Origin of the sequence: Enterobacter chengduensis (genome assembly GCF_001984825.2) — a bacterium.
Lineage (GTDB): Bacteria > Pseudomonadota > Gammaproteobacteria > Enterobacterales > Enterobacteriaceae > Enterobacter > Enterobacter chengduensis.
This window is the reverse complement of record NZ_CP043318.1, coordinates 4742667-4768733: the sequence shown is the minus strand read 5'-3', so window position 1 is coordinate 4768733 and position 26067 is coordinate 4742667. Positions and strand designations below refer to the sequence as shown.

The 26067-nt window shown below is 51.5% G+C and carries 23 protein-coding genes and 1 pseudogene; 17 read left to right on the top strand and 7 right to left on the bottom strand.

The features are described 5' to 3' along the window. Positions 1–129 precede the first annotated feature (129 nt). Both silS and silR read right to left on the bottom strand, forming a co-directional pair. Positions 130–1611 (bottom strand): copper/silver sensor histidine kinase SilS, encoded by a 1482-nt coding sequence (silS, locus tag FY206_RS23130; RefSeq protein WP_001377740.1) that lies wholly within the window; start codon positions 1609–1611, stop codon positions 130–132. After that, positions 1604–2284: a copper/silver response regulator transcription factor SilR gene (gene silR / locus FY206_RS23125; RefSeq protein WP_000697968.1), complete on the bottom strand. Its 681-nt coding sequence runs from the start codon at positions 2282–2284 to the stop codon at positions 1604–1606. Before silR ends, silS begins: the two co-directional genes overlap by 8 nt. 189 nt (positions 2285–2473) lie before the next feature. Between silR and silC the strand changes: the two genes are divergently transcribed. From silC to FY206_RS23090, 7 genes are all read left to right on the top strand, one after another. Next, a complete protein-coding gene (gene silC, locus FY206_RS23120) occupies positions 2474–3859 on the top strand; it encodes a Cu(+)/Ag(+) efflux RND transporter outer membrane channel SilC (RefSeq protein WP_000475506.1) in 1386 nt (461 codons plus the stop codon). Between the two features lie 27 nt (positions 3860–3886). Then, positions 3887–4240 (top strand): cation efflux system protein CusF, encoded by a 354-nt coding sequence (gene cusF / locus FY206_RS23115; RefSeq protein WP_001246155.1) that lies wholly within the window; start codon positions 3887–3889, stop codon positions 4238–4240. Between the two features lie 113 nt (positions 4241–4353). Continuing rightward, positions 4354–5646 carry a Cu(+)/Ag(+) efflux RND transporter periplasmic adaptor subunit SilB gene (gene silB / locus FY206_RS23110; RefSeq protein WP_000157620.1) on the top strand — a complete coding sequence of 431 codons (1293 nt, stop codon included), beginning with the start codon at positions 4354–4356 and terminating at the stop codon, positions 5644–5646. A 10-nt stretch (positions 5647–5656) separates the two neighbouring features. Beyond that, the gene (gene silA / locus FY206_RS23105; protein ID WP_000574029.1) at positions 5657–8803 is read left to right on the top strand and encodes a Cu(+)/Ag(+) efflux RND transporter permease subunit SilA; all 3147 of its coding nucleotides are present in this window, start codon (positions 5657–5659) and stop codon (positions 8801–8803) included. Between the two features lie 86 nt (positions 8804–8889). Continuing rightward, positions 8890–9330 carry a DUF411 domain-containing protein gene (locus tag FY206_RS23100; RefSeq protein WP_045889131.1) on the top strand — a complete coding sequence of 147 codons (441 nt, stop codon included), beginning with the start codon at positions 8890–8892 and terminating at the stop codon, positions 9328–9330. 126 nt (positions 9331–9456) lie between these two features. Beyond that, positions 9457–11904 (top strand): Ag(+)-translocating P-type ATPase SilP, encoded by a 2448-nt coding sequence (gene silP / locus FY206_RS23095; RefSeq protein ID WP_001353604.1) that lies wholly within the window; start codon positions 9457–9459, stop codon positions 11902–11904. Between the two features lie 40 nt (positions 11905–11944). After that, positions 11945–12142 (top strand): DUF2933 domain-containing protein, encoded by a 198-nt coding sequence (locus FY206_RS23090; RefSeq protein ID WP_000843494.1) that lies wholly within the window; start codon positions 11945–11947, stop codon positions 12140–12142. Between the two features lie 33 nt (positions 12143–12175). Here the strand turns inward: FY206_RS23090 and FY206_RS23085 are convergent, their stop codons facing one another. Together FY206_RS23085 and FY206_RS23080 are read right to left on the bottom strand one after the other, a co-directional pair. Then, positions 12176–12913 carry a peptidoglycan DD-metalloendopeptidase family protein gene (locus FY206_RS23085; protein ID WP_000287501.1) on the bottom strand — a complete coding sequence of 246 codons (738 nt, stop codon included), beginning with the start codon at positions 12911–12913 and terminating at the stop codon, positions 12176–12178. A 288-nt stretch (positions 12914–13201) separates the two neighbouring features. Continuing rightward, the gene (locus FY206_RS23080; protein WP_001023257.1) at positions 13202–13651 is read right to left on the bottom strand and encodes a copper resistance protein; all 450 of its coding nucleotides are present in this window, start codon (positions 13649–13651) and stop codon (positions 13202–13204) included. A 234-nt stretch (positions 13652–13885) separates the two neighbouring features. Between FY206_RS23080 and pcoA the strand changes: the two genes are divergently transcribed. From pcoA to FY206_RS23030, 9 genes are all read left to right on the top strand, one after another. Next, a complete protein-coding gene (gene pcoA, locus FY206_RS23075) occupies positions 13886–15703 on the top strand; it encodes a multicopper oxidase PcoA (protein WP_000925240.1) in 1818 nt (605 codons plus the stop codon). Positions 15704–15708: 5 nt separating this feature from the next. Further along, positions 15709–16599, top strand: a complete 891-nt coding sequence (pcoB, locus tag FY206_RS23070) for a copper resistance outer membrane transporter PcoB (protein ID WP_001378118.1) — start codon at positions 15709–15711, stop codon at positions 16597–16599. A gap of 39 nt (positions 16600–16638) precedes the next feature. Next, positions 16639–17019: a copper resistance system metallochaperone PcoC gene (pcoC, locus tag FY206_RS23065; RefSeq protein WP_000025662.1), complete on the top strand. Its 381-nt coding sequence runs from the start codon at positions 16639–16641 to the stop codon at positions 17017–17019. 55 nt (positions 17020–17074) lie between these two features. Next, positions 17075–17953 (top strand): copper resistance inner membrane protein PcoD, encoded by an 879-nt coding sequence (pcoD, locus tag FY206_RS23060; RefSeq protein WP_229692861.1) that lies wholly within the window; start codon positions 17075–17077, stop codon positions 17951–17953. Between the two features lie 54 nt (positions 17954–18007). After that, complete coding sequence (gene pcoR / locus FY206_RS23055) at positions 18008–18688, top strand: copper response regulator transcription factor PcoR (protein ID WP_001188930.1); 681 nt, start codon at positions 18008–18010, stop codon at positions 18686–18688. Then, on the top strand, positions 18685–20085 hold the full coding sequence (pcoS, locus tag FY206_RS23050) for a copper resistance membrane spanning protein PcoS (protein WP_001211180.1): 1401 nt from the start codon (positions 18685–18687) through the stop codon (positions 20083–20085). Before pcoR ends, pcoS begins: the two co-directional genes overlap by 4 nt. Positions 20086–20302: 217 nt before the next feature. Then, positions 20303–20737: a copper resistance system metallochaperone PcoE gene (gene pcoE / locus FY206_RS23045; RefSeq protein WP_000723069.1), complete on the top strand. Its 435-nt coding sequence runs from the start codon at positions 20303–20305 to the stop codon at positions 20735–20737. A 443-nt stretch (positions 20738–21180) separates the two neighbouring features. Then, positions 21181–21579 (top strand): potassium channel family protein, encoded by a 399-nt coding sequence (locus tag FY206_RS23035; protein WP_032644611.1) that lies wholly within the window; start codon positions 21181–21183, stop codon positions 21577–21579. A gap of 166 nt (positions 21580–21745) precedes the next feature. Then, entirely contained in the window at positions 21746–22771 is a 1026-nt protein-coding gene (locus FY206_RS23030) for a TerC/Alx family metal homeostasis membrane protein (protein WP_008503109.1), read from the top strand. A gap of 60 nt (positions 22772–22831) precedes the next feature. Here the strand turns inward: FY206_RS23030 and FY206_RS23025 are convergent, their stop codons facing one another. Continuing rightward, positions 22832–23494, bottom strand: coding sequence for an HAD family hydrolase (locus FY206_RS23025; RefSeq protein ID WP_014885577.1), 663 nt, complete (start codon positions 23492–23494; stop codon positions 22832–22834). A 296-nt stretch (positions 23495–23790) separates the two neighbouring features. On the opposite strand from FY206_RS23025, the gene FY206_RS23020 reads away from it, so the two are divergent. After that, complete coding sequence (locus tag FY206_RS23020) at positions 23791–24261, top strand: NlpC/P60 family protein (protein WP_229267861.1); 471 nt, start codon at positions 23791–23793, stop codon at positions 24259–24261. A gap of 5 nt (positions 24262–24266) precedes the next feature. Here FY206_RS23020 and FY206_RS23015 read toward each other — a convergent pair. Continuing rightward, a pseudogene (locus FY206_RS23015) lies at positions 24267–25060 on the bottom strand (SDR family NAD(P)-dependent oxidoreductase). Positions 25061–25092: 32 nt separating this feature from the next. After that, positions 25093–25974 carry a LysR family transcriptional regulator gene (locus tag FY206_RS23010; RefSeq protein ID WP_032644608.1) on the bottom strand — a complete coding sequence of 294 codons (882 nt, stop codon included), beginning with the start codon at positions 25972–25974 and terminating at the stop codon, positions 25093–25095. Positions 25975–26067: the final 93 nt, after the last annotated feature.

Genomic DNA, 26067 nt, shown 5'->3' with positions numbered 1-26067 from the left:
ATTTCCTGGCGTCCACTGACGCCGGATATTGATAAAGCAATCCAGCCTTCCTGATAAGTTGCACTAATTATATCGAATGGCTTCTGTTTGCTGCATGACAGGCTAATGACATCTTTGTCATTTAAATCTTTATTCCCAGCACTGGGTGTCCGGAATCATTTTCTCCAGTCTGGGCACGGATAAGATAAAACGCGTTGAGTGTACGTCCGATTCCACCTGCACTCTTCCGTGATGTGCTTCCACGATTGACTTCACAATCGCAAGGCCGATGCCGCTGCCTTCTCCTTTTCGTTGTCTGGACGGATCCACCCGATAAAAACGGTCAAACAACCTTGATAAATGCTCTTCAGGGATTGGTTTCCCCGGATTTTCAATCACAAGGTCAAAAAAGCTCTCCTGCTCTCTTATTGAGACGGTGATTGCCTGTCCCTCCGGGGTATAACGCAGGGCATTGGATAACAGATTATTGATCGCCCTTCTGAACATTTGTGGATCTCCCTCAACCAGGCAGGGCATCCCGTTAAATTTGAGCGTGATATTGCGTTCTTCGGCCCAGGCTTCGAAAAACTCGAAGACTTTCATGACTTCCGCTCTGAGGTCAAACATGACCCTGTCAGGTATCAGCTGATTATTATCTGCCTGTGCCAGGAACAGCATATCGCTGACCATTTTGGTCATCCGGTTATACTCTTCAAGACTGGAATAGAGGACATCCTCAAGTTCCCTCTGTGTTCGATCCTGACTCAGTGCGATTTCAGTCTGCGTCACCAGATTGGTGATGGGCGTTCTGATCTCATGCGCGATATCGGCAGAGAAATTGGCCTGGCGGGTAAAGACATCCTCAATCTTTCCAATCATATGATTGAACGAGATAACCAGTTGCTCCAGCTCAATGGGAACGCGTGTCGGTTCCAGTCGCGCATCAAGATTCTCGGAGGTGATGTTTTTAATGGCATTGCTGACATTACGAAGGGGCAGGTGCCCCTGACGGACAGCGATTCGAATGATCAGAACAATCAACAGGCTTATCACGACGGCAATCGCAATCAGGTTCTTTTTCAGCGCATCGAGGTAATGGAGATGGAAATTAATGGATAGGCCAGTCAGCATGACATAGTTCTGCTGTTTGCCCTGAAATATCGCCTGACCAGAGGAGGCGATAATCCTGTATGTTTCCATCTTCATTTTGGACCCGGTATCCATCGGTCCCGCAGGATCCTCCACCGTCCAGAGAAAGACATCCCGTGCGCGGCTGTGCTCGCTAAAATCTGCTGAATTCACTGCCGGGCGTAGTGCCGCCCCCTGAGCTGAGCTAAAGAGCACTTCCCCCCTGGGATTGAGGAGCAAAAGGGCAACGTTGCGGTAGCTGGCAATTGATTCCTTTATTTTGCTTATTTTTTTATCATCCGGATCCACCGGGGACTGCAGTATACGGTTCAGTGTGGTGCTGATTTGTTGAAGATCGCTGACATCCTGCTCGGCAAAATGATTTTCAACAGAATGCAGCATAAACCAGGTGAATGCGATAAAAGCCAGTATCGTGGACAGGCTGATAAAAAAGGTCAGCCGCAGAGCGAGTGAGAAAGGGCGTCTGGAAGGTTTGCTATGCATCCGGGACCTCCAGCATGTAGCCCACGCCCCGGACTGTCTGGATCAGCTTTGTCTCGTAATCGTTGTCTATTTTAGCGCGGAGTCGCTTTACTGCGACATCGATCGCATTAGTGTCGCTGTCAAAATTCATGTCCCAGACCTGAGAGGCAATCAGGGAGCGGGGAAGAACCTCTCCCTGATGGCGAATGAAGAATTCCAGCAGGCTGAACTCTTTACTGGTGAGCACAATGCGGTTTCCGGCGCGACTGACTTTTCTGGATACGAGATCAATCGAGAGGTCAGCCACCTTAAACTGGCTTTCCGTGATCATCGTGTTTCCCCGCCTCAGAAGGGTTCTCACCCGGGCGAGCAGTTCGGCAAACGCAAAGGGTTTAACCAGATAATCGTCCGCACCCAGTTCCAGTCCTTTGACCCTATGTTCGATCGTGCCGAGGGCTGTCAGCAGTAAGACCGGCATACCCTTTCCGGCAGTGCGCAGCATGCGGATGATATCCCAGCCGTTCACATCAGGTAGCATGATATCCAGAATGACTAAATCATACTCGGCTGTCATGGCGAGATGATATCCGGTAAGACCATTATCAGCGTGATCCACTACGAACCCTGCCTCTGTAAGCCCTTTGCTGAGATATTCACCTGTTTTAATTTCGTCTTCGACGATCAATATTTTCATCTTGCTCCCCGGCTGGCTGCTAATGTCATTCTATTGCGCCCACGATCGTTATCAACGGATTACAGCAAAAATGACAACATTGTCATTATCCTGTCACCCGGCAAACAGAGAGCGTTAGGTAAAGTACCCCTATCAATACTCTGGACTTCATTTGAACCATTTACCAGGTCTGCCTGGACGAGAAGCGTTATGTTCAAATTAAAATTACTCAGCATTAGCACGATATTCATCCTGGCAGGCTGCGTGTCGCTTGCGCCTGAATATCAGCGGCCCGCAGCACCGGTACCCCAGCAGTTTTCACTGTCCCATAACAGCCTGACGCCAGCGGTAAATGGCTATCAGGATACGGGCTGGCGTAACTTTTTTGTCGATCCCCAGGTTACCCGGTTGATCGGTGAAGCTCTGACTAATAACCGTGATTTGAGAATGGCTGCCCTGAAGGTTGAAGAGGCCCGAGCCCAGTTCAACGTCACGGATGCAGATCGTTATCCCCAGCTGAATGCCTCATCCGGGATAACATACAGCGGTGGTCTGAAAGGTGACAAGCCGACCACACAGGAGTACGACGCGAGACTGGAGCTCAGCTATGAGCTCGATTTTTTCGGCAAACTTAAGAACATGAGTGATGCTGATCGCCAGAACTACTTTGCCAGCGAAGAAGCCCGTCGGGCCGTACACATCCTGCTGGTATCCAACGTTTCACAAAGCTATTTCAGCCAGCAACTGGCGTACGAACAACTTCGTATTGCGCGGGAAACGCTGAAAAATTATCAACAGTCCTATGCTTTCGTTGAGCAGCAGCTCGTGACCGGGAGTACGAACGTTCTGGCACTTGAACAGGCGCGAGGACAAATCGAAAGTACCCGCGCCGAAATAGCCAAACGAGAAGGCGATCTGGCTCAGGCAAACAATGCCCTGCAACTGGTGCTGGGAACGTACCGCGCACTTCCGTCAGAAAAAGGGATGAAAGGCGGGGAGATAGCCCCAGTAAAATTGCCACCAAATCTGTCTTCACAAATTTTGCTGCAGCGACCGGATATTATGGAAGCGGAATATCAGCTGAAAGCGGCTGATGCCAATATTGGCGCAGCGCGAGCGGCCTTTTTCCCCTCAATTACCCTGACCAGTGGTCTTTCCGCAAGCAGTACGGAGCTGTCCAGCCTGTTTACGTCAGGAAGTGGAATGTGGAATTTTATCCCTAAAATTGAAATTCCTATATTTAATGCTGGCAGGAATAAAGCCAATCTGAAGCTGGCTGAAATTCGCCAGCAACAGTCGGTGGTTAATTACGAACAAAAAATTCAGTCAGCCTTTAAGGATGTTTCCGACACGCTTGCGCTGCGCGACAGCCTTAGCCAGCAACTTGAGTCACAGCAGCGTTATCTTGATTCACTTCAGATAACTCTCCAGCGTGCCAGAGGATTGTATGCAAGTGGTGCTGTCAGTTACATCGAAGTGCTGGATGCAGAACGTTCCCTCTTCGCTACCCAGCAAACCATTCTCGATCTTACCTATTCCCGGCAGGTTAACGAAATTAATCTGTTTACCGCGCTGGGTGGCGGTTGGGTAGAGTAAATTTATTTAATTAATCAGGAAATTAAAATGCGTAATTCACTTAAAGCCGTTTTATTTGGTGCCTTCTCTGTCATGTTTTCTGCCGGTCTTCATGCTGAAACACATCAGCATGGCGATATGAATACTGCCAGTGATGCTTCGGTACAGCAAGTTATCAAGGGCACCGGTGTCGTTAAAGACATTGATATGAATACTAAGAAAATCACCATTTCGCATGAAGCAATTCCAGCGGTGGGCTGGCCTGCAATGACCATGCGCTTTACTTTTGTTAATGCAGACGATGCTATTAATGCCCTGAAAACAGGCAACCATGTCGATTTCTCGTTTATTCAGCAGGGCAATATCTCCTTACTCAAAAGCATTAACGTGACGCAGTCCTGATTGGCTGTCCGGAGCGATTACATCCTGTGCGCCTGTACATTCACATAGGTATATGTGTGAGTTAACCGTCAGGCGCATATGCCAGGTGTTTTGATTTTTTAGCGGAAAATTGTATGGCTTCTTTAAAGATAAAATATGCTGCAATAATTATCAGCAGCCTCATAGCAGGGGGGCTGATATCGGTTACTGCCTGGCAGTATGTAAACTCAGCACAAAAGACAGAAAAAACAGAACAAAAGGCACCGGAACGAAAGGTGCTTTTCTGGTATGACCCAATGAAACCGGATACCAAATTTGATAAACCCGGAAAATCGCCCTTTATGGATATGGACCTGGTGCCAAAATATGCTGATGACAGTGGCGATAAAAGCAGTGGCGGGATCCGTATCGACCCAACCCAGGTTCAGAATCTGGGATTAAAAACGCAAAAAGTCACGCGAGGAATGCTGAATTATTCTCAGACAATCCCGGCTAATGTCAGCTATAACGAGTATCAGTTTGTTATTGTGCAGGCGCGTTCTGACGGGTTTGTCGAAAAAGTCTACCCCATGACGATTGGCGATCATGTGAAGAAGGGGACGCCACTTATCGATATTACCATTCCGGACTGGGTGGAAGCACAGAGTGAATTCCTTCTGTTATCCAGCACCGGTGGTACTTCCACGCAAATTAAAGGCGTTCTGGAACGGCTTCGCCTGGCAGGTATGCCGGAAGAGGATATTCAGAGACTGCGTTCTACCCGGAGCATTCAGACCCGTTTTACCATTAAAGCACCTATTGATGGTGTCATTACTGCATTTGACCTGCGCACCGGCATGAATATTTCGAAAGATAAGGTGGTGGCTCAGATTCAGGGAATGGACCCGGTCTGGATCAGCGCTGCAGTGCCAGAATCTATCGCCTATCTGCTGAAAGATACGTCGCAGTTTGAAATTTCGGTACCGGCTTATCCGGATAAAACATTCCATGTCGAAAAATGGAATATTCTTCCCAGCGTGGATCAGACAACCCGTACGCTTCAGGTCCGTCTCCAGGTTTCTAATAAGGATGAGTTTCTCAAGCCGGGCATGAATGCCTATCTGAAACTGAATACCAGAAGCCAGGAGATGCTGCTGATACCAAGCCAGGCCGTTATCGATACCGGCAAAGAACAGCGCGTGATTACTGTTGATGATGAAGGCAAGTTTGTGCCGAAACAGATCCACGTTCTGCATGAGTCACAGCAACAGTCCGGCATCGGCTCCGGCCTGAATGAAGGCGATACCGTGGTGGTCAGTGGCCTGTTCCTCATTGACTCTGAAGCCAATATTACGGGCGCACTGGAACGTATGCGCCACCCTGAAAAAACAGAAAGCAGTATGCCAGCAATGTCTGACCAGCCTGTAAATATGCATTCAGGGCACTGAGGAGACGACGATGATTGAATGGATTATCCGGCGCTCTGTCGCCAACCGTTTCCTGGTCATGATGGGGGCCCTGTTTCTCAGCATCTGGGGCACATGGACGATTATTAACACGCCTGTCGATGCCTTGCCTGACCTGTCAGATGTGCAGGTCATTATCAAAACCAGCTATCCCGGCCAGGCCCCGCAGATTGTAGAAAACCAGGTCACCTATCCACTTACCACCACCATGCTGTCCGTGCCTGGCGCAAAAACCGTGCGTGGTTTTTCACAGTTCGGTGATTCGTATGTGTATGTCATTTTTGAAGACGGCACCGATCTGTACTGGGCCCGTTCCCGCGTGCTGGAGTACCTGAACCAGGTACAGGGAAAACTGCCCGCCGGTGTGAGTTCTGAAATCGGTCCGGACGCCACGGGGGTGGGCTGGATATTTGAATATGCCCTTGTCGATCGCAGCGGAAAACACGACCTTTCAGAACTGCGTTCTCTGCAGGACTGGTTCCTGAAATTTGAGCTGAAAACCATCCCGAACGTGGCTGAGGTCGCTTCGGTTGGCGGCGTGGTGAAACAGTACCAGATTCAGGTCAATCCGGTAAAATTGTCTCAGTATGGTATCAGCCTGCCCGAAGTGAAACAGGCCCTTGAATCGTCTAACCAGGAGGCCGGTGGCTCATCCGTTGAAATGGCCGAAGCTGAGTATATGGTCCGTGCCAGCGGTTATCTTCAGAGCATTGATGATTTTAATAACATCGTCCTGAAAACAGGCGAGAACGGCGTGCCGGTTTATCTGCGGGATGTTGCCCGCGTGCAGACCGGGCCTGAAATGCGGCGTGGTATTGCCGAGCTGAACGGCCAGGGCGAAGTCGCTGGCGGCGTGGTGATCCTGCGGTCGGGTAAAAATGCACGCGACGTTATCACGGCAGTGAGGGATAAACTTGAGACGCTGAAGGCCAGCCTGCCGGAAGGCGTTGAAATCGTGACCACCTACGATCGCAGCCAGCTCATCGACCGGGCGATTGATAACCTCAGTTCCAAACTTCTGGAAGAGTTTATCGTGGTGGCCATCGTCTGTGCCCTGTTCCTGTGGCACGTACGTTCTGCCCTGGTGGCGATTATCTCTCTGCCGCTTGGTCTGTGTATCGCCTTTATCGTCATGCACTTCCAGGGACTGAACGCCAATATCATGTCGCTGGGAGGGATAGCGATTGCCGTCGGTGCGATGGTGGATGCCGCCATTGTGATGATTGAGAATGCGCATAAGCGGCTTGAGGAGTGGGATCATCAGCATCCGGGTGAGCAGATTGACAACGCCACCCGCTGGAAGGTGATTACCGATGCCTCCGTTGAAGTGGGACCCGCACTGTTTATCAGCCTGCTGATCATCACCCTGTCCTTTATTCCTATCTTTACCCTGGAAGGTCAGGAAGGACGTCTGTTTGGCCCGCTGGCATTCACGAAAACGTACTCCATGGCGGGCGCGGCCGCGCTGGCCATCATCGTCATTCCGATTCTGATGGGATTCTGGATCCGGGGGAAAATTCCTGCAGAGACCAGTAACCCCCTGAACCGGGTACTGATCAAAGCGTATCATCCATTGCTGTTGCGGGTTCTCCACTGGCCAAAAACAACCCTGCTGGTTGCGGCCTTGTCCATTTTCACCGTTATCTGGCCGCTGAGCCAGGTGGGCGGTGAGTTTCTGCCGAAGATTAACGAGGGCGACCTGTTGTATATGCCGTCGACCCTGCCGGGTGTCTCTCCGGCTGAAGCTGCAGCGCTCCTGCAGACGACGGACAAGTTAATCAAAAGCGTTCCTGAAGTGGCCTCTGTATTTGGCAAGACCGGTAAAGCAGAGACCGCCACGGATTCCGCACCGCTCGAAATGGTTGAAACCACGATCCAGCTCAAACCTGAGGATCAGTGGCGTCCAGGCATGACGATTGACAAGATTATTGAAGAACTCGACAGGACCGTCCGTTTACCGGGGCTGGCAAACCTCTGGGTGCCGCCAATCCGTAACCGTATTGATATGCTCTCAACCGGGATCAAAAGCCCGATAGGTATCAAGGTGTCCGGAACGGTTCTGTCCGATATCGATGCAACGGCGCAGAGTATCGAAGCGGTCGCCAAAACCGTACCCGGCGTAGTGTCTGCTCTCGCAGAGCGACTGGAAGGCGGGCGCTACATTGATGTGGATATCAACCGGGAAAAAGCCTCCCGCTACGGAATGACGGTGGGCGATGTGCAGCTGTTCATCTCATCAGCCATCGGCGGCGCGACGGTAGGGGAAACGGTTGAAGGCGTGGCCCGGTACCCGATTAATATCCGCTATCCGCAGGATTACCGGAACAGCCCGCAGGCCCTGAAACAGATGCCGATCCTGACCCCGATGAAGCAGCAGATCACGCTGGGCGATGTTGCGGATATTAAGGTCGTTTCCGGGCCGACTATGCTGAAAACGGAAAATGCCCGTCCAGCCAGCTGGATTTACATTGACGCGCGCGGCAGGGATATGGTGTCGGTGGTTAATGACATTAAAACGGCGATCAGTCAGAAAGTGAAACTGAGACCGGGTACCAGCGTGTCATTCTCCGGACAGTTTGAACTGCTTGAGCATGCCAACAAGAAACTGAAGCTGATGGTGCCGATGACGGTGATGATCATCTTCATCCTGTTGTATCTGGCATTCCGCCGGGTTGATGAAGCCCTGCTGATCCTGATGAGCCTGCCGTTCGCCCTGGTTGGCGGGATATGGTTCCTGTACTGGCAGGGCTTCCATATGTCTGTCGCAACCGGAACGGGGTTTATCGCTCTGGCCGGGGTGGCAGCAGAGTTTGGCGTGGTCATGCTGATGTATCTGCGTCATGCCATTGAAGCGCACCCGGAATTGTCCCGTAAAGAGACGTTCACACCGGAAGGCCTTGATGAAGCCCTCTATCATGGTGCCGTACTGCGTGTCCGGCCGAAAGCCATGACCGTGGCGGTGATCATTGCGGGTCTGCTGCCAATACTCTGGGGAACCGGTGCAGGTTCAGAAGTCATGAGCCGTATCGCGGCACCCATGATTGGTGGGATGATCACGGCTCCGCTGCTGTCCCTGTTCATTATTCCTGCCGCCTACAAATTAATCTGGCTGCGCAGACATAAAAAAAGCGTGTCCTGAACCTGAAAGGGCACCCCCTGTGGGTGTCCTTCTTTACTGATTCACCCTGACGTCAGGGTTTAAATCGATAATATACAGAGGTGAGTATGAAAAAAGTGGTTCTGATGGCGCTGGCTCTCGGCCTTTCACTGCCCGCGATGGCGAGTGAAAAAGTGATTGATATGTACAAATCTGAAAACTGTGGCTGTTGTTCTCTGTGGGGCAAGGCGATGGAAAAAGACGGGTTTGAAGTACGAACTCACGTCATGAATGATCAGGCGCTGTCAGCCCTGAAAGAAAAGCATGCTATTCCTGCAGGACTGCGAAGTTGTCATACCGCGGTTGCCGGTGATTTGATCATTGAAGGCCATGTGCCTGCGACAACGATACATAAGGCAATGCAGTCTGGTTCAGGTATATACGGTCTCGCCACCCCCGGTATGCCAGCAGGAAGTCCTGGAATGGAGATGGGAGCCCGAAAAGAGGCTTACGATGTTATCGCATTCTCACCGGATGGAAGTAAAAAAGTCTTCCAGCGAATCGAATAGTCAGCGGAACGGCTGATAACGGGACGCCGGTAGCAGGCACTCCTGTGCCGGCGATATTCGTGGTAATCGCATCCATGACATACCCTGAAGACAGAAGATGCTTCGGTATGCATAAGGAGAGTTACTGTGAAAAATGACAATGCAGTGCAACACAACAACCAGACTGCTTCTGAGCAGACATTATCCCCGGACGAGGGCCACGTATTGCATAAGGTGAGAGATCCCGTGTGCGGGATGGCCATCCTGCCCGACAGGGCGCACAGCAGCATTCGATACCAGGACCATCAACTTTATTTCTGCTCCGCCAGCTGTGAGAGTAAATTTAAAGCCCATCCCGATCGTTATCTTACCGAAGATGCCAGTGAACATTCCCATCACCATCACCACGATCATCACGAAGTCAGCCCTGATCAGATAAAACAGCCTCACCACCAGGCGGAAAAAGAGAATTCTGAAGGTGTGTGGACATGTCCGATGCACCCGGAGATACGCCGCAGTGGTCCCGGAAGCTGTCCTGTCTGTGGAATGGCACTGGAGCCGCTCGTAGCTACGGCATCCACGGGGCCGAGTGATGAACTTCACGACATGACAAGACGCTTCTGGCTGGGGTTGTTGCTGGCGTTTCCGGTTCTGGTACTCGAAATGGGATCTCATCTGTTTCCCGAGTTGAGGAATACAGTACCGCCACAGTACAACACATGGCTGCAGCTGCTTCTGGCCTCCCCTGTCGTGTTGTGGTGTGGCTGGCCATTCTTCGCCCGGGCCGGAATGTCGTTACGTAACCGCTCCCTGAATATGTTTACCCTTGTTGCAATGGGGACCGGCGTAGCCTGGGTTTACAGCGTCATTGCAACCGTCTTCCCCTCCTGGTTTCCTGCATCGTTCAGAAACATGGATGGCCTGGTGGCCGTTTATTTTGAAGCCGCAGCAGTTATTACGGTGCTTGTTCTGCTGGGACAGGTTCTTGAGCTGCGGGCACGGGAACAAACCTCAGGCGCCATTACTGCGCTTCTGAACCTTGCCCCCAAAACCGCCAGACGGCTGGATCATGACGGTCATGAAACGGATATTAATGCGGAAGATGTCCTGCCTGGCGATAAGCTCCGCATCAGACCTGGAGAGAGTATTCCGGTCGACGGTATCGTGATCGAAGGCAAAACAACCGTTGATGAATCGATGGTGACCGGGGAATCTATGCCGGTTACCAAAACGGAGGGTGACCCTGTCATCGGGGGGACCATTAATCAGACAGGGAGTCTCATCATCCGTGCAGAGAAAGTCGGTGATGAAACAATGCTCTCACGAATTGTTCAGATGGTCGCTGATGCACAGCGTTCGCGTGCCCCCATCCAGAGAATGGCTGACAGCGTTTCAGGCTGGTTTGTTCCTCTGGTGATACTTATCGCGGTTGTTGCTTTCGTGATCTGGTCTGTCTGGGGGCCCGAGCCCAGGATGGCGCACGGTCTCATTGCGGCTGTGTCGGTCCTGATTATTGCCTGTCCCTGCGCGCTGGGGCTGGCCACGCCGATGTCGATAATGGTGGGGGTGGGCAAAGGAGCCCAGGCCGGGGTGTTAATCAGGAATGCCGAAGCCCTTGAGCGTCTTGAAAAAGTGGACACGCTGGTTGTCGACAAAACAGGCACGCTCACGGAAGGTTCGCCTACGGTGACAGGGATTATCAGTCTCAATCCGGGTGGGGAAACATCTCTTTTGCGTGTAACAGCCGCAGTGGAAAAAGGCTCGCAGCATCCGCTGGGTATGGCAGTAGTTAAAGCAGCACAGGAAAAGGGGATCGCAATACCCGCAGTCACTCATTTCGATGCACCGTCGGGTAAAGGTGTCTCAGGCGATGTCGAAGGTCAACGGGTTGTTATTGGTAATGAACTGGCTATGCAGGAAAACAGTATAGTTATTGATAATCAAAAGGCCGTTGCGGATACGTTGCGGATGGAAGGCGCTACCGTTATCTATGTGGCCACAGACGGGGACCTTGCAGGCCTGATAGCTATCTCGGATCCCGTGAAAACAACCACGCCGGATGCGCTTAAAGCTTTGCGTCAGGCGGGGATCCGCATCGTTATGCTCACCGGGGATAACCAGCTTACTGCTGAAGCAGTCGCACGGAAACTGGGAATAGATGAGGTTGAAGCCGGAATTCTGCCGGATGGCAAAAAAGCAGTGATAACCCGACTGAAAGAGTCTGGCCATGTGGTTGCGATGGCCGGAGACGGTGTGAATGATGCCCCGGCGCTGGCAGCGGCTGACGTGGGTATAGCCATGGGAACGGGTACAGATGTGGCAATTGAAAGTGCCGGAGTCACCCTTCTCAAAGGCGACTTGATGATACTGAACAGGGCCCGTCATCTGTCAGAGATCACCATGAAAAATATCCGTCAGAATCTGTTTTTTGCATTTATCTACAACGCACTTGGCGTGCCTGTGGCTGCAGGTCTGCTTTATCCTGTGTATGGAATACTGCTGTCGCCAGTTATTGCGGCGGCGGCCATGGCTCTTTCCTCCGTCAGCGTCATTGTGAATGCGTTGCGTCTGAAAAGTGTCAGGCTCGGGAAATAACACTGAGTGAAGGGTCAGTTACGAACAGAAGGAGTCCAGTATGAAAAGTACCACCTATGCGCTTATTGCTGTCGCCGCGATCGCGGCATTTGCCCTCCTGCGCGAACACTGGTCACATGTGGCAGGTTACTGGCCATATCTGTTATTGCTGGTCTGCCCGCTAATGCATCTTTTCCACGGCCACGGAGGGCATGGAGATCATCAACATCACGGAAGTGAAAACGATAAAAAAAATTAATCCGGCAGACGGGGCCGCGTCGCGGTCCCGTTATCAGTCCAGGTATCGTTCGTAGTCTCTGGCATGCGCAAAGGCATGCTGTTCGAGTTTGTTATCAGCGGGTGCCGCTGCCCGGAACGCCAGAGAGTTAACAGGGTTGTTATTGATGACCAGCTCGTAATGCAGATGAGGACCGGATGAACGTCCGCTGTTACCGGATAACGCAATAGCACCTCCCCGTGTAACCCTGGCCCCTTTAGTAACGAGTATTTTATTGAGGTGGAGATAGCGAGTTTTAACACCGGCTTTTCCCGTTACTTCAACAAAATATCCCATGGTACTGTTGTATTCGGCCCGGGTGATTTTTCCGTCGATGACGCTGACTATTTTCGTGTTCATGGGCATGGAATAATCAATGCCATTATGGGGACTCACTTTTCCCGATACCGGGTTAAGTCTTGCAGGATTGAAAGGCGAACTGAGTCTTGCTGTGGCCGGTAACGGATAATCGAGACTGCCTTTCCCGGAAGTATCGGAAAGGTTATAGAACTTTTTATCTGATATACGATACGCCGTGTAATTAAATGAACCGGACGTAAATTTATAGGCCACGACACGTGATTTTCCCGCTTTCTTTTGCAGTACGAGTTTTAATGATTCATTTTTTTTCAAATGCCGCAGATTAAACCGGGAAGGCAAGGAGCGCTGAAGAGTAGCGATCTCGTTCGATTCCAGCCCCGAGCGGGTGGCTGAAAGGTAGGCATTTTCTTTTACGACATCGGTAGAATACATTTACTGGAATTCGCCGTTAGCATGAACACTGCGGCGTATGCTAGGGGTTTTCAGGAGGCGTGTCATCTGTCAGTTAATCGGGAGCACCGTTGATGGTCGTCATTTTTGTAACATATCTTGTTTCCCGTTTGCTCCTGAAGCTCTGGGAACTGTATGACCAGCCCGACGGTGATGATTAACGGGACTGAAACAGGTTACGGCAGAGCAATATGGGGCTCATGTCCTGCTACGTAACCCGTCAGTAAAGCCCTGCTGCGCACCTGACGCTAAGCACTAACCCGCCTGCAGTTACCTGGTCGAATACAGCCCGCGAAGCTTTCTTGCCTGCGTCTGATGTGCTTCCGCACCGGCATTATTGACCTGCTCATGCACGAGAGCGGCTTTTTCTCCGGCATTCAGTTCGTTAAAAGAAGAAGACGAGGTCTTTGAATTTGCATCACTGCCGGACAGCATTTTTTTATGTTCCTCAATCATTTTCTGATGCGCATAGGACGCGCTGTTGTTCATAAATGAATGAGCAACAATGGCCCTTTCATGTTCATTCATTTCAGAGAATGAGGGCGTGTTGTTTTTATTAACCCTGTCCGGTAAGTTTTCATGCGTCGAGGAATTCACATGACTGACGGCTGAGGCATTATTAACAAATCGATGTGCTTCATGGGCAATATCACTGGACTGAGCAAAAGCTGCCCCACAAAATAAAGCTGTAAACGCAGTGGTCGTGATTAATATATTCATGTGTAATTACCTTCTGAGGTACATAAAAGATGTCCTTATGATCATATATAAAAATAATCAACCTGTGGGGAAGATGACGTAAATGTAATACAGCTATGTACATTACACGATTGTAATGAATTTGTTTCTTAAGGTGTGCTAGATTCATTTCATTGTAAGTGGATGAACCAGTAATTTAATTTAAATCGGTTCTCGAATTCTGTCAGTAACCATACTTTAAATAAGGGAATGCGCATGCTGTTGAAAACGTCTCGACGAACTTTCCTGAAGGGGTTAACCCTCTCTGGCGTAGCCGGAAGTCTTGGCGTATGGAGTTTCAATGCGCGTTCCAGTCTGAGCCTGCCAGTTGCCGCATCCCTGCAGGGTACTCAGTTTGACCTGACCATTGGTGAAACGGCCGTCAATATCACGGGCAGTGAGCGTCAGGCCAAAACAATCAATGGAGGCCTGCCGGGGCCCGTTCTTCGCTGGAAAGAAGGTGACACCATTACCCTGAAGGTCAAAAACCGTCTTAATGAACAGACGTCCATTCACTGGCACGGCATTATTCTTCCGGCCAATATGGATGGTGTTCCGGGGCTGAGTTTTATGGGCATAGAGCCTGATGATACCTACGTTTACACCTTTAAGGTTAAGCAGAACGGGACTTACTGGTACCACAGCCATTCCGGTCTGCAGGAACAGGAGGGGGTATACGGTGCCATTATCATCGATGCCGGGGAGCCAGAACCGTTTACTTACGATCGTGAGCATGTGGTCATGTTGTCTGACTGGACCGATGAAAATCCTCACAGCCTGCTGAAAAAATTAAAAAAACAGTCGGATTACTACAATTTCAATAAACCAACCGTTGGCTCTTTTTTCCGCGACGTGAATACCAGGGGGCTGTCAGCCACCATTGCCGATCGGAAAATGTGGGCTGAAATGAAAATGAATCCGACTGACCTCGCGGATGTCAGTGGCTACACCTACACCTATCTCATGAACGGGCAGGCCCCGCTGAAAAACTGGACCGGACTGTTCCGTCCCGGTGAAAAGATACGCTTACGGTTTATCAACGGCTCGGCAATGACCTATTTCGATATCCGTATCCCCGGGCTGAAAATGACGGTCGTGGCTGCAGATGGCCAGTATGTAAACCCGGTTACCGTTGACGAATTCAGGATTGCCGTTGCCGAAACCTATGATGTCATTGTGGAGCCTCAGGGTGAGGCCTATACCATCTTCGCACAATCCATGGACAGGACCGGTTACGCTCGAGGGACACTGGCCACGAGAGAGGGGTTAAGTGCTGCCGTTCCCCCCCTCGATCCCCGTCCTCTGTTGACCATGGAAGATATGGGTATGGGGGGAATGGGACATGATATGGCAGGAATGGACCACAGCCAGATGGGAGGCATGGATAACAGCGGAGAGATGATGTCTATGGACGGTGCTGACCTTCCGGATAGCGGGACATCCTCCGCGCCCATGGATCACAGCAGCATGGCCGGTATGGATCATTCCCGGATGGCCGGAATGCCGGGTATGCAAAGTCATCCTGCGTCAGAAACGGATAACCCACTGGTTGATATGCAGGCGATGAGCGTCTCTCCGAAATTAAATGATCCGGGTATTGGTCTTCGAAATAACGGAAGAAAGGTTCTCACGTACGCGGATTTGAAAAGCCGCTTTGAGGATCCTGACGGACGTGAACCTGGCCGTACCATAGAACTGCATTTAACCGGCCACATGGAAAAGTTTGCCTGGTCATTTAACGGAATCAAGTTTTCAGATGCCGCACCGGTGCTGCTGAAATACGGTGAGCGGCTCAGGATCACGCTGATCAACGATACCATGATGACTCACCCCATTCACCTGCATGGTATGTGGAGCGATCTGGAAGATGAAAACGGTAATTTCATGGTTCGTAAACACACAATAGATGTTCCCCCTGGTACAAAACGCAGTTACAGAGTGACAGCAGATGCGCTTGGCCGCTGGGCGTATCACTGCCATTTGCTCTATCACATGGAAATGGGAATGTTTCGTGAAGTCCGGGTGGAGGAATGATGCGAATGAAGAGAAATTTGAAGGCCATACCTGTTCTGGTCGCCGGTTTGTTTACCTCACAGCTTTCTATTGCGGCGGGCTCCGTCTCTGCAGATCCCCACGCCGGGCACGACATGTCTGCCATGCAGATGCCAGCAGATGAGAATTTCACTGAGATGACGTCAATGGAGCCCATTGTAACTGAGAGCAGAACGCCAATTCCGCCTGTTACCGATGCCGACCGGAAGGCTGCATTCGGCAATTTACAGGGGCATGCGATTCACGACAGTGCGATTAATTATCTGGTTCTGCTGGATCAACTGGAATGGCAACGGTCGGATAACACCAACAATTTCAGCTGGAGTGTTAACAGCTGGATTGGAGGCGACACAGATCGGATTTGGCTAAAGAGTGAAGGTGAACGAAGCAATGGGGAAACGGAGGCGGCTGAAGCGCAGTTACTCTGGGGACATGCGGTTGGCCCATGGTGGGATTTGGTTGCGGGTGTCAGGCAGGATTTCAGACCTGCTTCTGCCCGGACCTGGGCTGCTGTCGGTTTTCAGGGGCTGGCACTCTATAATTTTGAGTCTGAAATTACGGGTTTTGTCAGTAATGGCGGAAAAGCAGCCCTTCGTCTGGGAGGAGAATACGACGTTTTACTGACTAACCGGCTCATACTCCAGCCATCCTATGAGGTGAATTTCTACAGTCAGGATGATGAATCGCGGGGTCGCGGCAGGGGACTGACTGACACAGAGCTGGGGCTCCGGCTGCGCTATGAAATACGCCGTGAGTTTGCACCCTATATAGGCGTTTCCTGGAATCAACTTTACGGGAAAACATCCGATATGGCGAAAAGAGAAGGTGAGAAAGACCATCAGGTAGTATTCCTGGCGGGAGCCAGAATCTGGTTTTAACGCACTGATATAAAACACTCAACTAAACAGGTAAATAAAATGTCGATTTTAAATAAAGCCATTCTTACAGGTGGCCTCGTTATGGGCGTTGCTTTCTCTGCTATGGCCCATCCGGAATTAAAAAGCTCTGTGCCACAGGCTGATTCAGCCGTAGCGGCCCCGGAAAAGATTCAGCTTAATTTCTCGGAAAATCTGACCGTGAAATTCTCAGGTGCAAAATTAACGATGACGGGTATGAAAGGCATGTCATCACATTCTCCGATGCCGGTCGCGGCAAAAGTGGCGCCAGGCGCTGACCCTAAATCGATGGTCATTATTCCGCGAGAGCCTTTACCCGCTGGCACTTATCGTGTTGACTGGCGCGCGGTTTCTTCAGATACGCACCCTATTACCGGTAATTACACCTTTACAGTGAAGTAATATTATGAACGACCTGATTATGATTGTTATTCGTTTTCTTCTTTATCTGGATTTGATGGTAATATTTGGATTGCCATTTTTTCAGATATATGGAATAAGCGGTGTCAGACATGAAACCTATAACCTGACTAATTTCAGGTCGTTTATAACTTTTGCTGTTGTTACAGGCATCATTCTTACTGGCATTAATATGCTCCTGGTATCTAATGCCATGAGTGGAGTAACTGACCTCAGAGAATTATCCATCCATGTTATCGAGATGGTGATAGAAGAAACTGATGTGGGTATTAGCTGGATTGTCAGGCTCTGTGCCCTGTTTACCACACTCGGTGCTTTGTTCCTTTACACTAATAAGAGAGTATTGTCCTGCCTGCTGATGACGATGAGTGGGGGCGTGGCGCTGGCTACACTTGCCTGGGGAGGACACGCCGTTATGCATGACGGTCTGCATTACTATCTCCATTTACTGAGCGATCTGACCCATCTCGGCGCTGCAGGTGCCTGGACAGGTGCTCTGGTTGCATTTGCTATCCTGCTGATGCGCAGAAACGAGCATAATGCACAGAGCGTCATTGTGATATCTGACTCCCTGGCAAAATTTGCCACGGCAGGAACGGTGATTGTTGTAGCCCTGATCCTGAGTGCGCTGGTCAACTATCTGTATATTGCTGAGGGTAACTTAACTCCCTTATTCAACAGTTCCTGGGGGAGGATATTGCTTGCCAAGACGGCTCTGTTTGTTCTGATGCTTCTTCTGGCTGCAGCAAACCGGTTTCACCTGGGTCCCCGGCTTGAAGTTATGGTCAGGGAAGGGAATTATGATCGCAGCGTTGCCCTGATGCGAAACAGCATCCTGACAGAATTCGTTGTTGCGATTATCATTCTGGGCGCCGTAGCGTGGCTCGGAATGCTTGCTCCGTCTCAGGTCAGCTAGGGGACAGCCAAAGCTCATGCGTGAGATTTTTACTTTCATATCAGCGAGTTGACCATGCAGCGTATTTTAATCGTTGAAGACGAACAAAAAACAGGTCGTTACCTGCAGCAGGGACTGGTTGAGGAAGGCTATCAGGCCGATCTCTTTAATAATGGCCGCGATGGTCTCGGGGCCGCGTCGAAGGGACAGTATGATTTGATAATACTGGACGTGATGCTGCCTTTCCTCGACGGGTGGCAAATCATCAGCGCACTGAGGGAGTCCGGGCACGAAGAACCGGTCCTGTTTTTAACCGCAAAGGACAACGTGCGGGACAAAGTGAAAGGACTGGAGCTTGGCGCAGATGACTACCTGATTAAGCCCTTTGATTTTACGGAGCTGGTTGCACGTGTAAGAACCCTACTGCGCCGGGCACGCTCGCAGGCCGCAACAGTCTGCACCATCGCCGATATGACCGTTGATATGGTGCGCCGGACCGTGATCCGTTCGGGGAAGAAGATCCATCTCACCGGTAAAGAATACGTTCTGCTTGAGTTGCTGCTGCAACGCACCGGAGAAGTGTTACCCAGGAGTCTTATCTCGTCCCTGGTCTGGAACATGAATTTTGACAGTGATACGAATGTGATTGATGTCGCCGTGAGACGTCTGAGAAGTAAAATTGATGATGACTTTGAGCCAAAACTGATCCATACCGTTCGCGGTGCCGGATATGTCCTGGAGATCAGAGAAGAGTGAGGTTCAAAATTTCCCTGACCACACGCCTGAGCCTGATTTTTTCTGCGGTGATGCTTACGGTATGGTGGTTATCAAGTTTTATCCTGATTAGCACCCTTAATGGCTATTTCGATAATCAGGACCGCGATTTTCTGACAGGTAAACTTCAGCTCACCGAAGAGTTTCTTAAAACAGAGACGTTCAGGAACAAAACGGATATTAAGTCATTATCAGAAAAAATAAACGATGCGATGGTGGGGCACAATGGCTTATTCATTTCTATAAAAAACATGGAAAATGAAAAAATTGTTGAACTCTATGCCAAAAATTCTGTTGTTCCAGCGGTCCTGCTTAATAAGTCGGGTGATATTCTCGACTATATGATCCAGACGGAAGAAAATAACACCGTGTACCGCAGTATCTCGCGGCGGGTTGCCGTGACGCCGGAACAGGGTAAAAGCAAACATGTCATCATTACGGTTGCCACGGATACTGGGTATCACACCCTGTTTATGGACAAACTCAGTACCTGGCTGTTCTGGTTCAATATCGGTCTGGTCTTTATTTCTGTTTTTCTGGGCTGGCTGACCACACGTATTGGTCTGAAACCGCTACGGGAAATGACCAGTCTGGCTTCCTCCATGACCGTACACAGCCTGGATCAGCGTCTAAATCCCGATCTGGCTCCGCCGGAAATCTCTGAGACCATGCAGGAGTTCAATAATATGTTTGATCGCCTGGAGGGGGCATTCCGGAAACTGTCAGATTTCTCGTCTGACATCGCGCATGAGCTGCGCACACCAGTCAGTAATCTGATGATGCAGACGCAGTTTGCACTGGCTAAGGAAAGGGATGTTTCGCATTACCGCGAAATTTTATTCGCTAACCTGGAAGAACTGAAAAGGTTGTCACGAATGACCAGTGACATGCTTTTTCTGGCACGTTCAGAGCATGGTCTGCTGCGGCTGGATAAACATGATGTGGATCTGGCAGCCGAACTGAATGAATTACGTGAGTTGTTCGAGCCCCTGGCAGACGAAACAGGAAAGACAATCACGGTTGAAGGAGAGGGCGTTGTTGCCGGAGACAGCGATATGCTCCGACGTGCTTTCAGTAACCTGCTTTCCAATGCAATCAAGTATTCTCCCGATAACACCTGTACAGCGATACACCTTGAGCGTGACAGTGACTGTGTGAACGTGATGATTACGAATACGATGTCCGGCCAGGTTCCCGCTAATCTGGAACGTTTGTTTGACCGGTTCTATCGCGCAGACTCATCAAGGTTCTACAACACGGAAGGCGCGGGGCTGGGATTATCAATTACAAGGTCGATCATTCATGCTCACGGCGGCGAGCTGTCAGCAGAACAGCAGGGGCGTGAAATTGTGTTCAAAGTGCGCCTGTTAATGGATTAATCCCGTTGTTCAGGAGAAACCTGGAAGGTGACAAAATTGTCATCATTCAGTCACGCGATAAACAGAGGCGGTTTTTTATAATTATTCATAAATCAGGAGCAGCGTGATAACACAATCACCTGGTTCCTGGAGTGATGATTAACCCGCCCTGAGATCAACTGCTTTCTCTGTTATAAGCCATTGATTGTTTGGGTATGTAAACACCGGAGACCCAACCATGAAAAAGATTCTCGTATCATTTGTTGCCATTATGGCTGCCGCTTCATCTGCCATGGCTGCAGAGACAATGAACATGCATGACCAGGTAAATAATGCACAGGCACCTGCCCACCAGATGCAGTCATCTGCTGAAAAAAGTGCAATTCAGGGAGACAGCATGACAATGATGGATATGAGCAGTCACGATCAGGCCGCAATGTCCCATGACATGATGCAAAACAGCAATTCTGCTGCCCACCAGGACATGGCTGAAATGCATAAAAAAATGATGAAAGCTAAACCCGGAGCTACCAACGAAACAGCAAAGTCATTTTCTGAAATGAGCGAGCATGAGAAGGCCGCAGCTGTACATGAGAAGGCGAATAATGGTCAGTCTTCCGTTGTTCACCAGCAGCAGGCTGATAAGCATCGCAGTCAGATCACCCAGAATTAACCCGCAGCTCCACTTGTTAGACCCTCATTTGACGCCGAAGTCACTGGCTTACGCTCCCGTCCGGGAGCGTTTTTTTTCCCATATATCAAACTTTAACTCTGAAGAGGTGGAAGTATCTGACCAACACTGTCACGTAACGCCAGATAACTACAAAAACACCTTTTTCCTCCTGTAAATTGCAGTTCCTGCAAGAACATCAAGGCATAATGTTGGAACAGCGTGTGATACACACTTAGCATCATGTTTTGTATGTGTTTTTTTAAAACTTTACAACTTTAAAGTCTTTTTCAGGTTAAAGGATACAACTTTAATGTCTCTACACAGCAGAGAAATAATCACGCAGCGCAATTATTGCACCAACTTTTCCTCTCCGTTCAACTAAGCTTCGACCTGGTGCCCCGCCGCGTTTGCGGGGCCTTATTCCTTTTGGTCGAGCACGCGCCATGCAGCTACTCAGTATTATTATTTTGCTTACCCTCACCGTGGTGATCCATTCGCTGTGGATGTTTGGCGTTTTAAAATTCATTAAATTAGAAGTCGATTCTGCGGTACGCATTGTTCTACGCAATGTCGGTATCGTGATCTCGATGATTTTCGCCCATATCCTTGAAGCCGGACTGTTTGCTGCGTTTTATTTTGTCATCGACGCGTTTAATGACTGGAACACCAGCTTCTACTTTTCACTGGTGAGCTATGCGACGGTAGGGTACGGCGACGTCACGTTACCCCACGACTGGCGGCTCATCGGCGGAGTGGAAGGGCTGGTGGGCGCGTTGATGGTGGGCTGGTCCGTGGCGGTTCTGGTGGCGGTGCTGCAGCGTTTGCGCGGTATGAGCGCCTAAACGGCAGATGCACGATCCCCTTCTGGTAAGGTAAAGTACCCCTCGTTGCGCGGCCAGAGGGCTGCGATTTTGAGGGCGAAGAGGCTGATTAACGGCCCGCCCTTTTCTGTTCCTGGTTTTCGCCAGTTTGCATGGTGTTGTGTTTAGTCTGCCAAAAGGGTTTTGTATGTCTGCTGCTCATCTCGGTTTCCCGACGGAAACCGTTGTTGTCTTTGTGGTGATGGCCGTTGGGGCGATGTTTATCGACCTCTTTATGCACCGTCACGACAAGCCCATCTCGCTGAAAAGCGCCGCCATGTGGTCCCTGTTCTGGGTCATGATGGCGATGGCGTTCGCCGGGTTCCTGTATGTTCACCACGGCGCCGAGATGGCGAGCCTGTTCCTCACCGGCTATGCGCTGGAAGAGGTGCTCTCCGTCGATAACCTGTTTGTGATGATGGCGATCTTCGCCTGGTTCGGCGTGCCGGATAAGTACCGCCACCGCGTGCTCTACTGGGGCGTGCTGGGGGCGATTGTCTTCCGCGGCATCTTTGTGGCTATCGGCACCAGCCTGTTAAGCCTGGGGCCGTACGTTGAGGTAATTTTCGCGTTGGTCGTTGGCTGGACGGCGGTGATGATGCTCAGGCGCAATGAAGAGAGCGACGAAGTGGAAGATTACTCCGGTCATCTCGCCTATCGCCTGGTGAAGCGCTTCTATCCGGTCTGGCCGAAAATCAGCAGCAACGCCTTTATTCTGACGCAGAAAGAGGTGGATGCGGAGCTTGAGAAGCCTGAAAACCAGGACGTGATGGTTGGCCGCGTGAAGAAGGCGAAGCGCTATGCGACGCCGCTGCTGCTTTGCGTGGCCGTAGTCGAGCTCTCTGACGTGATGTTCGCGTTTGACTCCGTGCCGGCCATAATTGCCGTGAGCCGCGAGCCGTTGATTATCTACAGCGCCATGATGTTCGCCATTCTCGGCCTGCGTACGCTCTACTTCGTGCTGGAAGCGCTGAAGCAGTATCTGGTGCACCTCGAGAAAGCCGTGGTGCTGCTGCTGTTCTTCGTGGCGTTCAAGCTGGGGCTAAATGCGACCGATCACTTCTGGCATCACGGGTACAGCATTGGCGCGACGGCGAGCCTGTTTGTGGTGTTGGGCGTGCTGGCGCTGGGGATTATTGCGAGCGTGATGTTCCCTGGGAAACGTGAGGCCTGATGCTTTGCCTTTCTCCCTCTCCCTGTGGGAGAGGGCTGGGGTGAGGGCACCAGACCACACCTAACCCTTAATCGGTGAATTCCGGCGCTTGCGCGGGTGATGGAAGTGCCGCCAGTGCGGATCCTGCGCCGCCGCCAGCAGCTCGTGGTCGCCGCGGGTATCCCCCCAGGCGCGCAGGTGATAGGCGTTCAGGTCGCCATACACTTTTTCCAGCCTTGCCACCTTCTGGGCGCAGCGGCAGTTATTGCCCGTGATGCGCCCCGTCAGCTTGCCGTCTTTCACTTCCAGCTGCGTGCCAATCAGCTTAATGCCCAGTTTGTCCGCCCACGGCTGGAGCACCAGCGCCGGGGAGGCGGAACAGATGGTCACCTCCGCACCGGAATTTACCTCCGCCGCCACCGCCAGAACCCCTTCGGGGCGCATCAGCTTGTTCCAGTATTTTTCGCAAAAGGCTTCCGCCTGCTGGCGCAGCCAGTGCTCGTCCACGCCCGTCAGGAACGTTTTGATCAGCACTTCCTTCAGCTCGTCGCGCGTCAGCTTGCGACGCACGCAGTGGAGCGTGGGCAGCGCCATACGCACCAGGCGACCCGCGAAGTAACGTTTCCCGAAGGCAAAGCGCAGGAAAGGGATAAAGCTGTCGTGGTGCGTTAACGTCCCATCAAAGTCAAAGACAGAGAGCACGCTGGATTTTGCCACCGTCTCGTCGGCAATCATATTGGTCATAAATACGTCTTAGCTGAAATACACATTCTGCGGATCAGTTTACCTGCTTTAACTGGACAGTCCTTATAACACCACCATTTTTTTCTCGATCTTGCGATCTCAAAGTGAGTCCAATTTTGGTCTCGATAAAAATTGGTGAAAAAACGAACTGTCTATATTATCGCCACATCGCACGATATTTAGGGGAACCATTGGGCCCCACAGGTAAGGAAAAACTCACTCACTACTTCTTTCTTGATATGACTCTTAGATCGCTTTTTTCAATCCTCACGTTAAGTTTTGCATCGTTTTCTGCAATGAGTTTTCAACTTCCAGCGTCGATGTTATCGATGAACAGCGAGCTGGCAGTATCGCCGGCGAAATCAGCGCTGGTGCATCAGGAATCCGGCCCGCTGCGCTCGCGTATCCTCGATCAATACCAGAAGTGGAAAGGCACCCAGTACCAGTGGGGCGGAACCACGCATCGCGGGGTCGATTGCTCCGCGCTCATGCAGCACCTGTTCACCGATGCGGCGCACCTTAATTTGCCGCGCACGACGAGTGAACAGATCCATCGCGGCGTGCAGGTGGCGCAGTACCGTCTGAAGGCCGGCGATCTGGTCTTCTTCCAGACGGGCCCAAACCGCAAGCACGTCGGCGTTTATATAGGCAATAGCCAGTTTATTCACGCCTCAAGCAGCCAGGGAGTCACGGTCTCAACCCTGACTGATGATTACTGGCAAGCGCATTACATTACCGCCCGTCGGGTCGCGGGCAGCGCGGCCTGACAGTATCAGATGATGTCATCCACCACGCCACCGTCGACGCGCAGCGCTGCGCCCGAGGTGGCGGAGGCCTGCGGCGAACAGACATAAATCACCATATTGGCGACCTCTTCCACCGTGGCCGCGCGCTGGATAACCGAGCTGGGGCGATGGCCATCACAAACTCTTTCGCCAGCTGCTCCAGCGATTTGCCGGTTTTTTCGACTTCATCTTTCATCATCTCTGCGAAACCGTCAGACATCGTCGGGCCCGGTAATACGCTGTTGACCGTTACGCCGCTGCCGGCCACGAATTTCGCCAGGCCGCGCGCCAGCGAGAGCTGCGCCGTTTTGGTCACGCCGTAGTGGATCATGTCCGCCGGAATATTGCAGGCAGACTCGGAGGAGATAAACACCACGCGCCCCCAGCCTTTCTGCACCATGCCCGGCAGCAGGGCGCGGGAAAGACGCACGCCGGACATCACGTTGGTCTGCCAGTATCGTTCCCAGGTCTCATCGTCGGTGGCATAGAAATCCTGAGGACCGTAAATCCCGGCATTGTTAACCAGGATATCGACGTTATTCGCGACCTTCAGAAGCGACTCCACCCCTTCAGGGGTGCTGAGATCGGCAATCGCGGCCCGCACCTGCACGCCCGGCACCACCTGCTGCAGCTGCTGGATACCTTTATTCACCGATTCCGTGCTGCGGCCATTGACGATTACTTCCGCACCGCTTTCTGCCAGCCCTCTGGCAATGGCGAACCCGATCCCGCCGGTTGAGGCGGTGACCAGCGCCACTTTCCCCGCAAAGTCGATTTTCATCATCTGCTCCTTATCGTTTTAACGTTCGAACCTTAAAGCGTAGCAGATGAAGATGGCGGCTCCTGGCTAAAAAGGCGCAGCAGCGTCTCAACCTGCTCATCAAGCGGGGCGAGGGTCCGCTTCACAATCAGATGGAGCGGCGTTGCCCTGCGTGCGCCGTGGCTCAGCGGCAGGCGTTTCAGTACGCCCTGATCCAGCAGCGTCTGGATGCGTTCCTCTGGCAGCCAGCCGTAGCCGACCTGAGAGACAACGGCCTCGATGGCGGCGTCGATGGTGGAGAAGGTCCACGACTCGCCGGCCGCAGGCGCGGCGGGCTGGCTGTCCGCAATCTGGATGAGCGGCCACGGGCGAAGCATCTCATCATTTAGCGGCGCGTCGAGATGAAAAAGGGGATGCTGGTGATGGGCCACGGCAACAAAGTCGATATTCATCAGCCACTCGCCAAGCCCGGTCATGTCCTGGCGGCGGGTTAGTATCATCACGTCCGCTTCGTCGTTCAGGGTGTCCACGCGGCTATTTTCCAGCACCTCGGTGAGATGCACCTGGGTTTGCGGATACCGCTGCTGGAATTGTCTTAAAATCGCAAACAGCCTGCGGCGGGGAAAAATACTGTCTACGATCAGATCGATTCGGGTTCGCATGCCGCTGCGCAGCGTCGCGGCGCGCGTCTCAACGTAAGAGAACGCCTTAAGCAGCGGTTTCACCTGATTCAGCAAGAACTCTCCTGCGGGCGTGAGGACGGCCCGTCTCCCTTCCACCACCAGCAGCGCAATGCCCAGGCGCTCCTGCAGCAAAGAGAGGTTGTAACTGACGGAAGACTGGCTGCGGTGCGTCTGTTCTGCCGCTTTGGCAAAACTGCCGGCTTCGACCACTTTTTCCAAAAGTGACCACTGTTCAAGGGTTGTTTTGTGCATAACCTATCTAATTTTTGAATAAATTTGATTCAAACATAGCGTTATTAATTCATTTTTTGAAGGGGTACGATACGTTCATCAAAACAAAGGAGA

What these genes read in the sequence shown, in the direction of transcription:
- silS (WP_001377740.1), bottom strand. Translation starts at nt 1,611, where the DNA reads ATGCATAGCAAACCTTCCAGACGCCCTTTCTCACTCGCTCTGCGGCTG.
- silR (WP_000697968.1), bottom strand. Translation starts at nt 2,284, where the DNA reads ATGAAAATATTGATCGTCGAAGACGAAATTAAAACAGGTGAATATCTC.
- silC (WP_000475506.1), top strand. Translation starts at nt 2,474, where the DNA reads ATGTTCAAATTAAAATTACTCAGCATTAGCACGATATTCATCCTGGCA.
- cusF (WP_001246155.1), top strand. Translation starts at nt 3,887, where the DNA reads ATGCGTAATTCACTTAAAGCCGTTTTATTTGGTGCCTTCTCTGTCATG.
- silB (WP_000157620.1), top strand. Translation starts at nt 4,354, where the DNA reads ATGGCTTCTTTAAAGATAAAATATGCTGCAATAATTATCAGCAGCCTC.
- silA (WP_000574029.1), top strand. Translation starts at nt 5,657, where the DNA reads ATGATTGAATGGATTATCCGGCGCTCTGTCGCCAACCGTTTCCTGGTC.
- FY206_RS23100 (WP_045889131.1), top strand. Translation starts at nt 8,890, where the DNA reads ATGAAAAAAGTGGTTCTGATGGCGCTGGCTCTCGGCCTTTCACTGCCC.
- FY206_RS23090 (WP_000843494.1), top strand. Translation starts at nt 11,945, where the DNA reads ATGAAAAGTACCACCTATGCGCTTATTGCTGTCGCCGCGATCGCGGCA.
- FY206_RS23085 (WP_000287501.1), bottom strand. Translation starts at nt 12,913, where the DNA reads ATGTATTCTACCGATGTCGTAAAAGAAAATGCCTACCTTTCAGCCACC.
- FY206_RS23080 (WP_001023257.1), bottom strand. Translation starts at nt 13,651, where the DNA reads ATGAATATATTAATCACGACCACTGCGTTTACAGCTTTATTTTGTGGG.
- pcoA (WP_000925240.1), top strand. Translation starts at nt 13,886, where the DNA reads ATGCTGTTGAAAACGTCTCGACGAACTTTCCTGAAGGGGTTAACCCTC.
- pcoB (WP_001378118.1), top strand. Translation starts at nt 15,709, where the DNA reads ATGAAGAGAAATTTGAAGGCCATACCTGTTCTGGTCGCCGGTTTGTTT.
- pcoC (WP_000025662.1), top strand. Translation starts at nt 16,639, where the DNA reads ATGTCGATTTTAAATAAAGCCATTCTTACAGGTGGCCTCGTTATGGGC.
- pcoD (WP_229692861.1), top strand. Translation starts at nt 17,075, where the DNA reads ATGGTAATATTTGGATTGCCATTTTTTCAGATATATGGAATAAGCGGT.
- pcoR (WP_001188930.1), top strand. Translation starts at nt 18,008, where the DNA reads ATGCAGCGTATTTTAATCGTTGAAGACGAACAAAAAACAGGTCGTTAC.
- pcoE (WP_000723069.1), top strand. Translation starts at nt 20,303, where the DNA reads ATGAAAAAGATTCTCGTATCATTTGTTGCCATTATGGCTGCCGCTTCA.
- FY206_RS23035 (WP_032644611.1), top strand. Translation starts at nt 21,181, where the DNA reads ATGCAGCTACTCAGTATTATTATTTTGCTTACCCTCACCGTGGTGATC.
- FY206_RS23030 (WP_008503109.1), top strand. Translation starts at nt 21,746, where the DNA reads ATGTCTGCTGCTCATCTCGGTTTCCCGACGGAAACCGTTGTTGTCTTT.
- FY206_RS23025 (WP_014885577.1), bottom strand. Translation starts at nt 23,494, where the DNA reads ATGACCAATATGATTGCCGACGAGACGGTGGCAAAATCCAGCGTGCTC.
- FY206_RS23020 (WP_229267861.1), top strand. Translation starts at nt 23,791, where the DNA reads ATGAGTTTTCAACTTCCAGCGTCGATGTTATCGATGAACAGCGAGCTG.
- FY206_RS23010 (WP_032644608.1), bottom strand. Translation starts at nt 25,974, where the DNA reads ATGCACAAAACAACCCTTGAACAGTGGTCACTTTTGGAAAAAGTGGTC.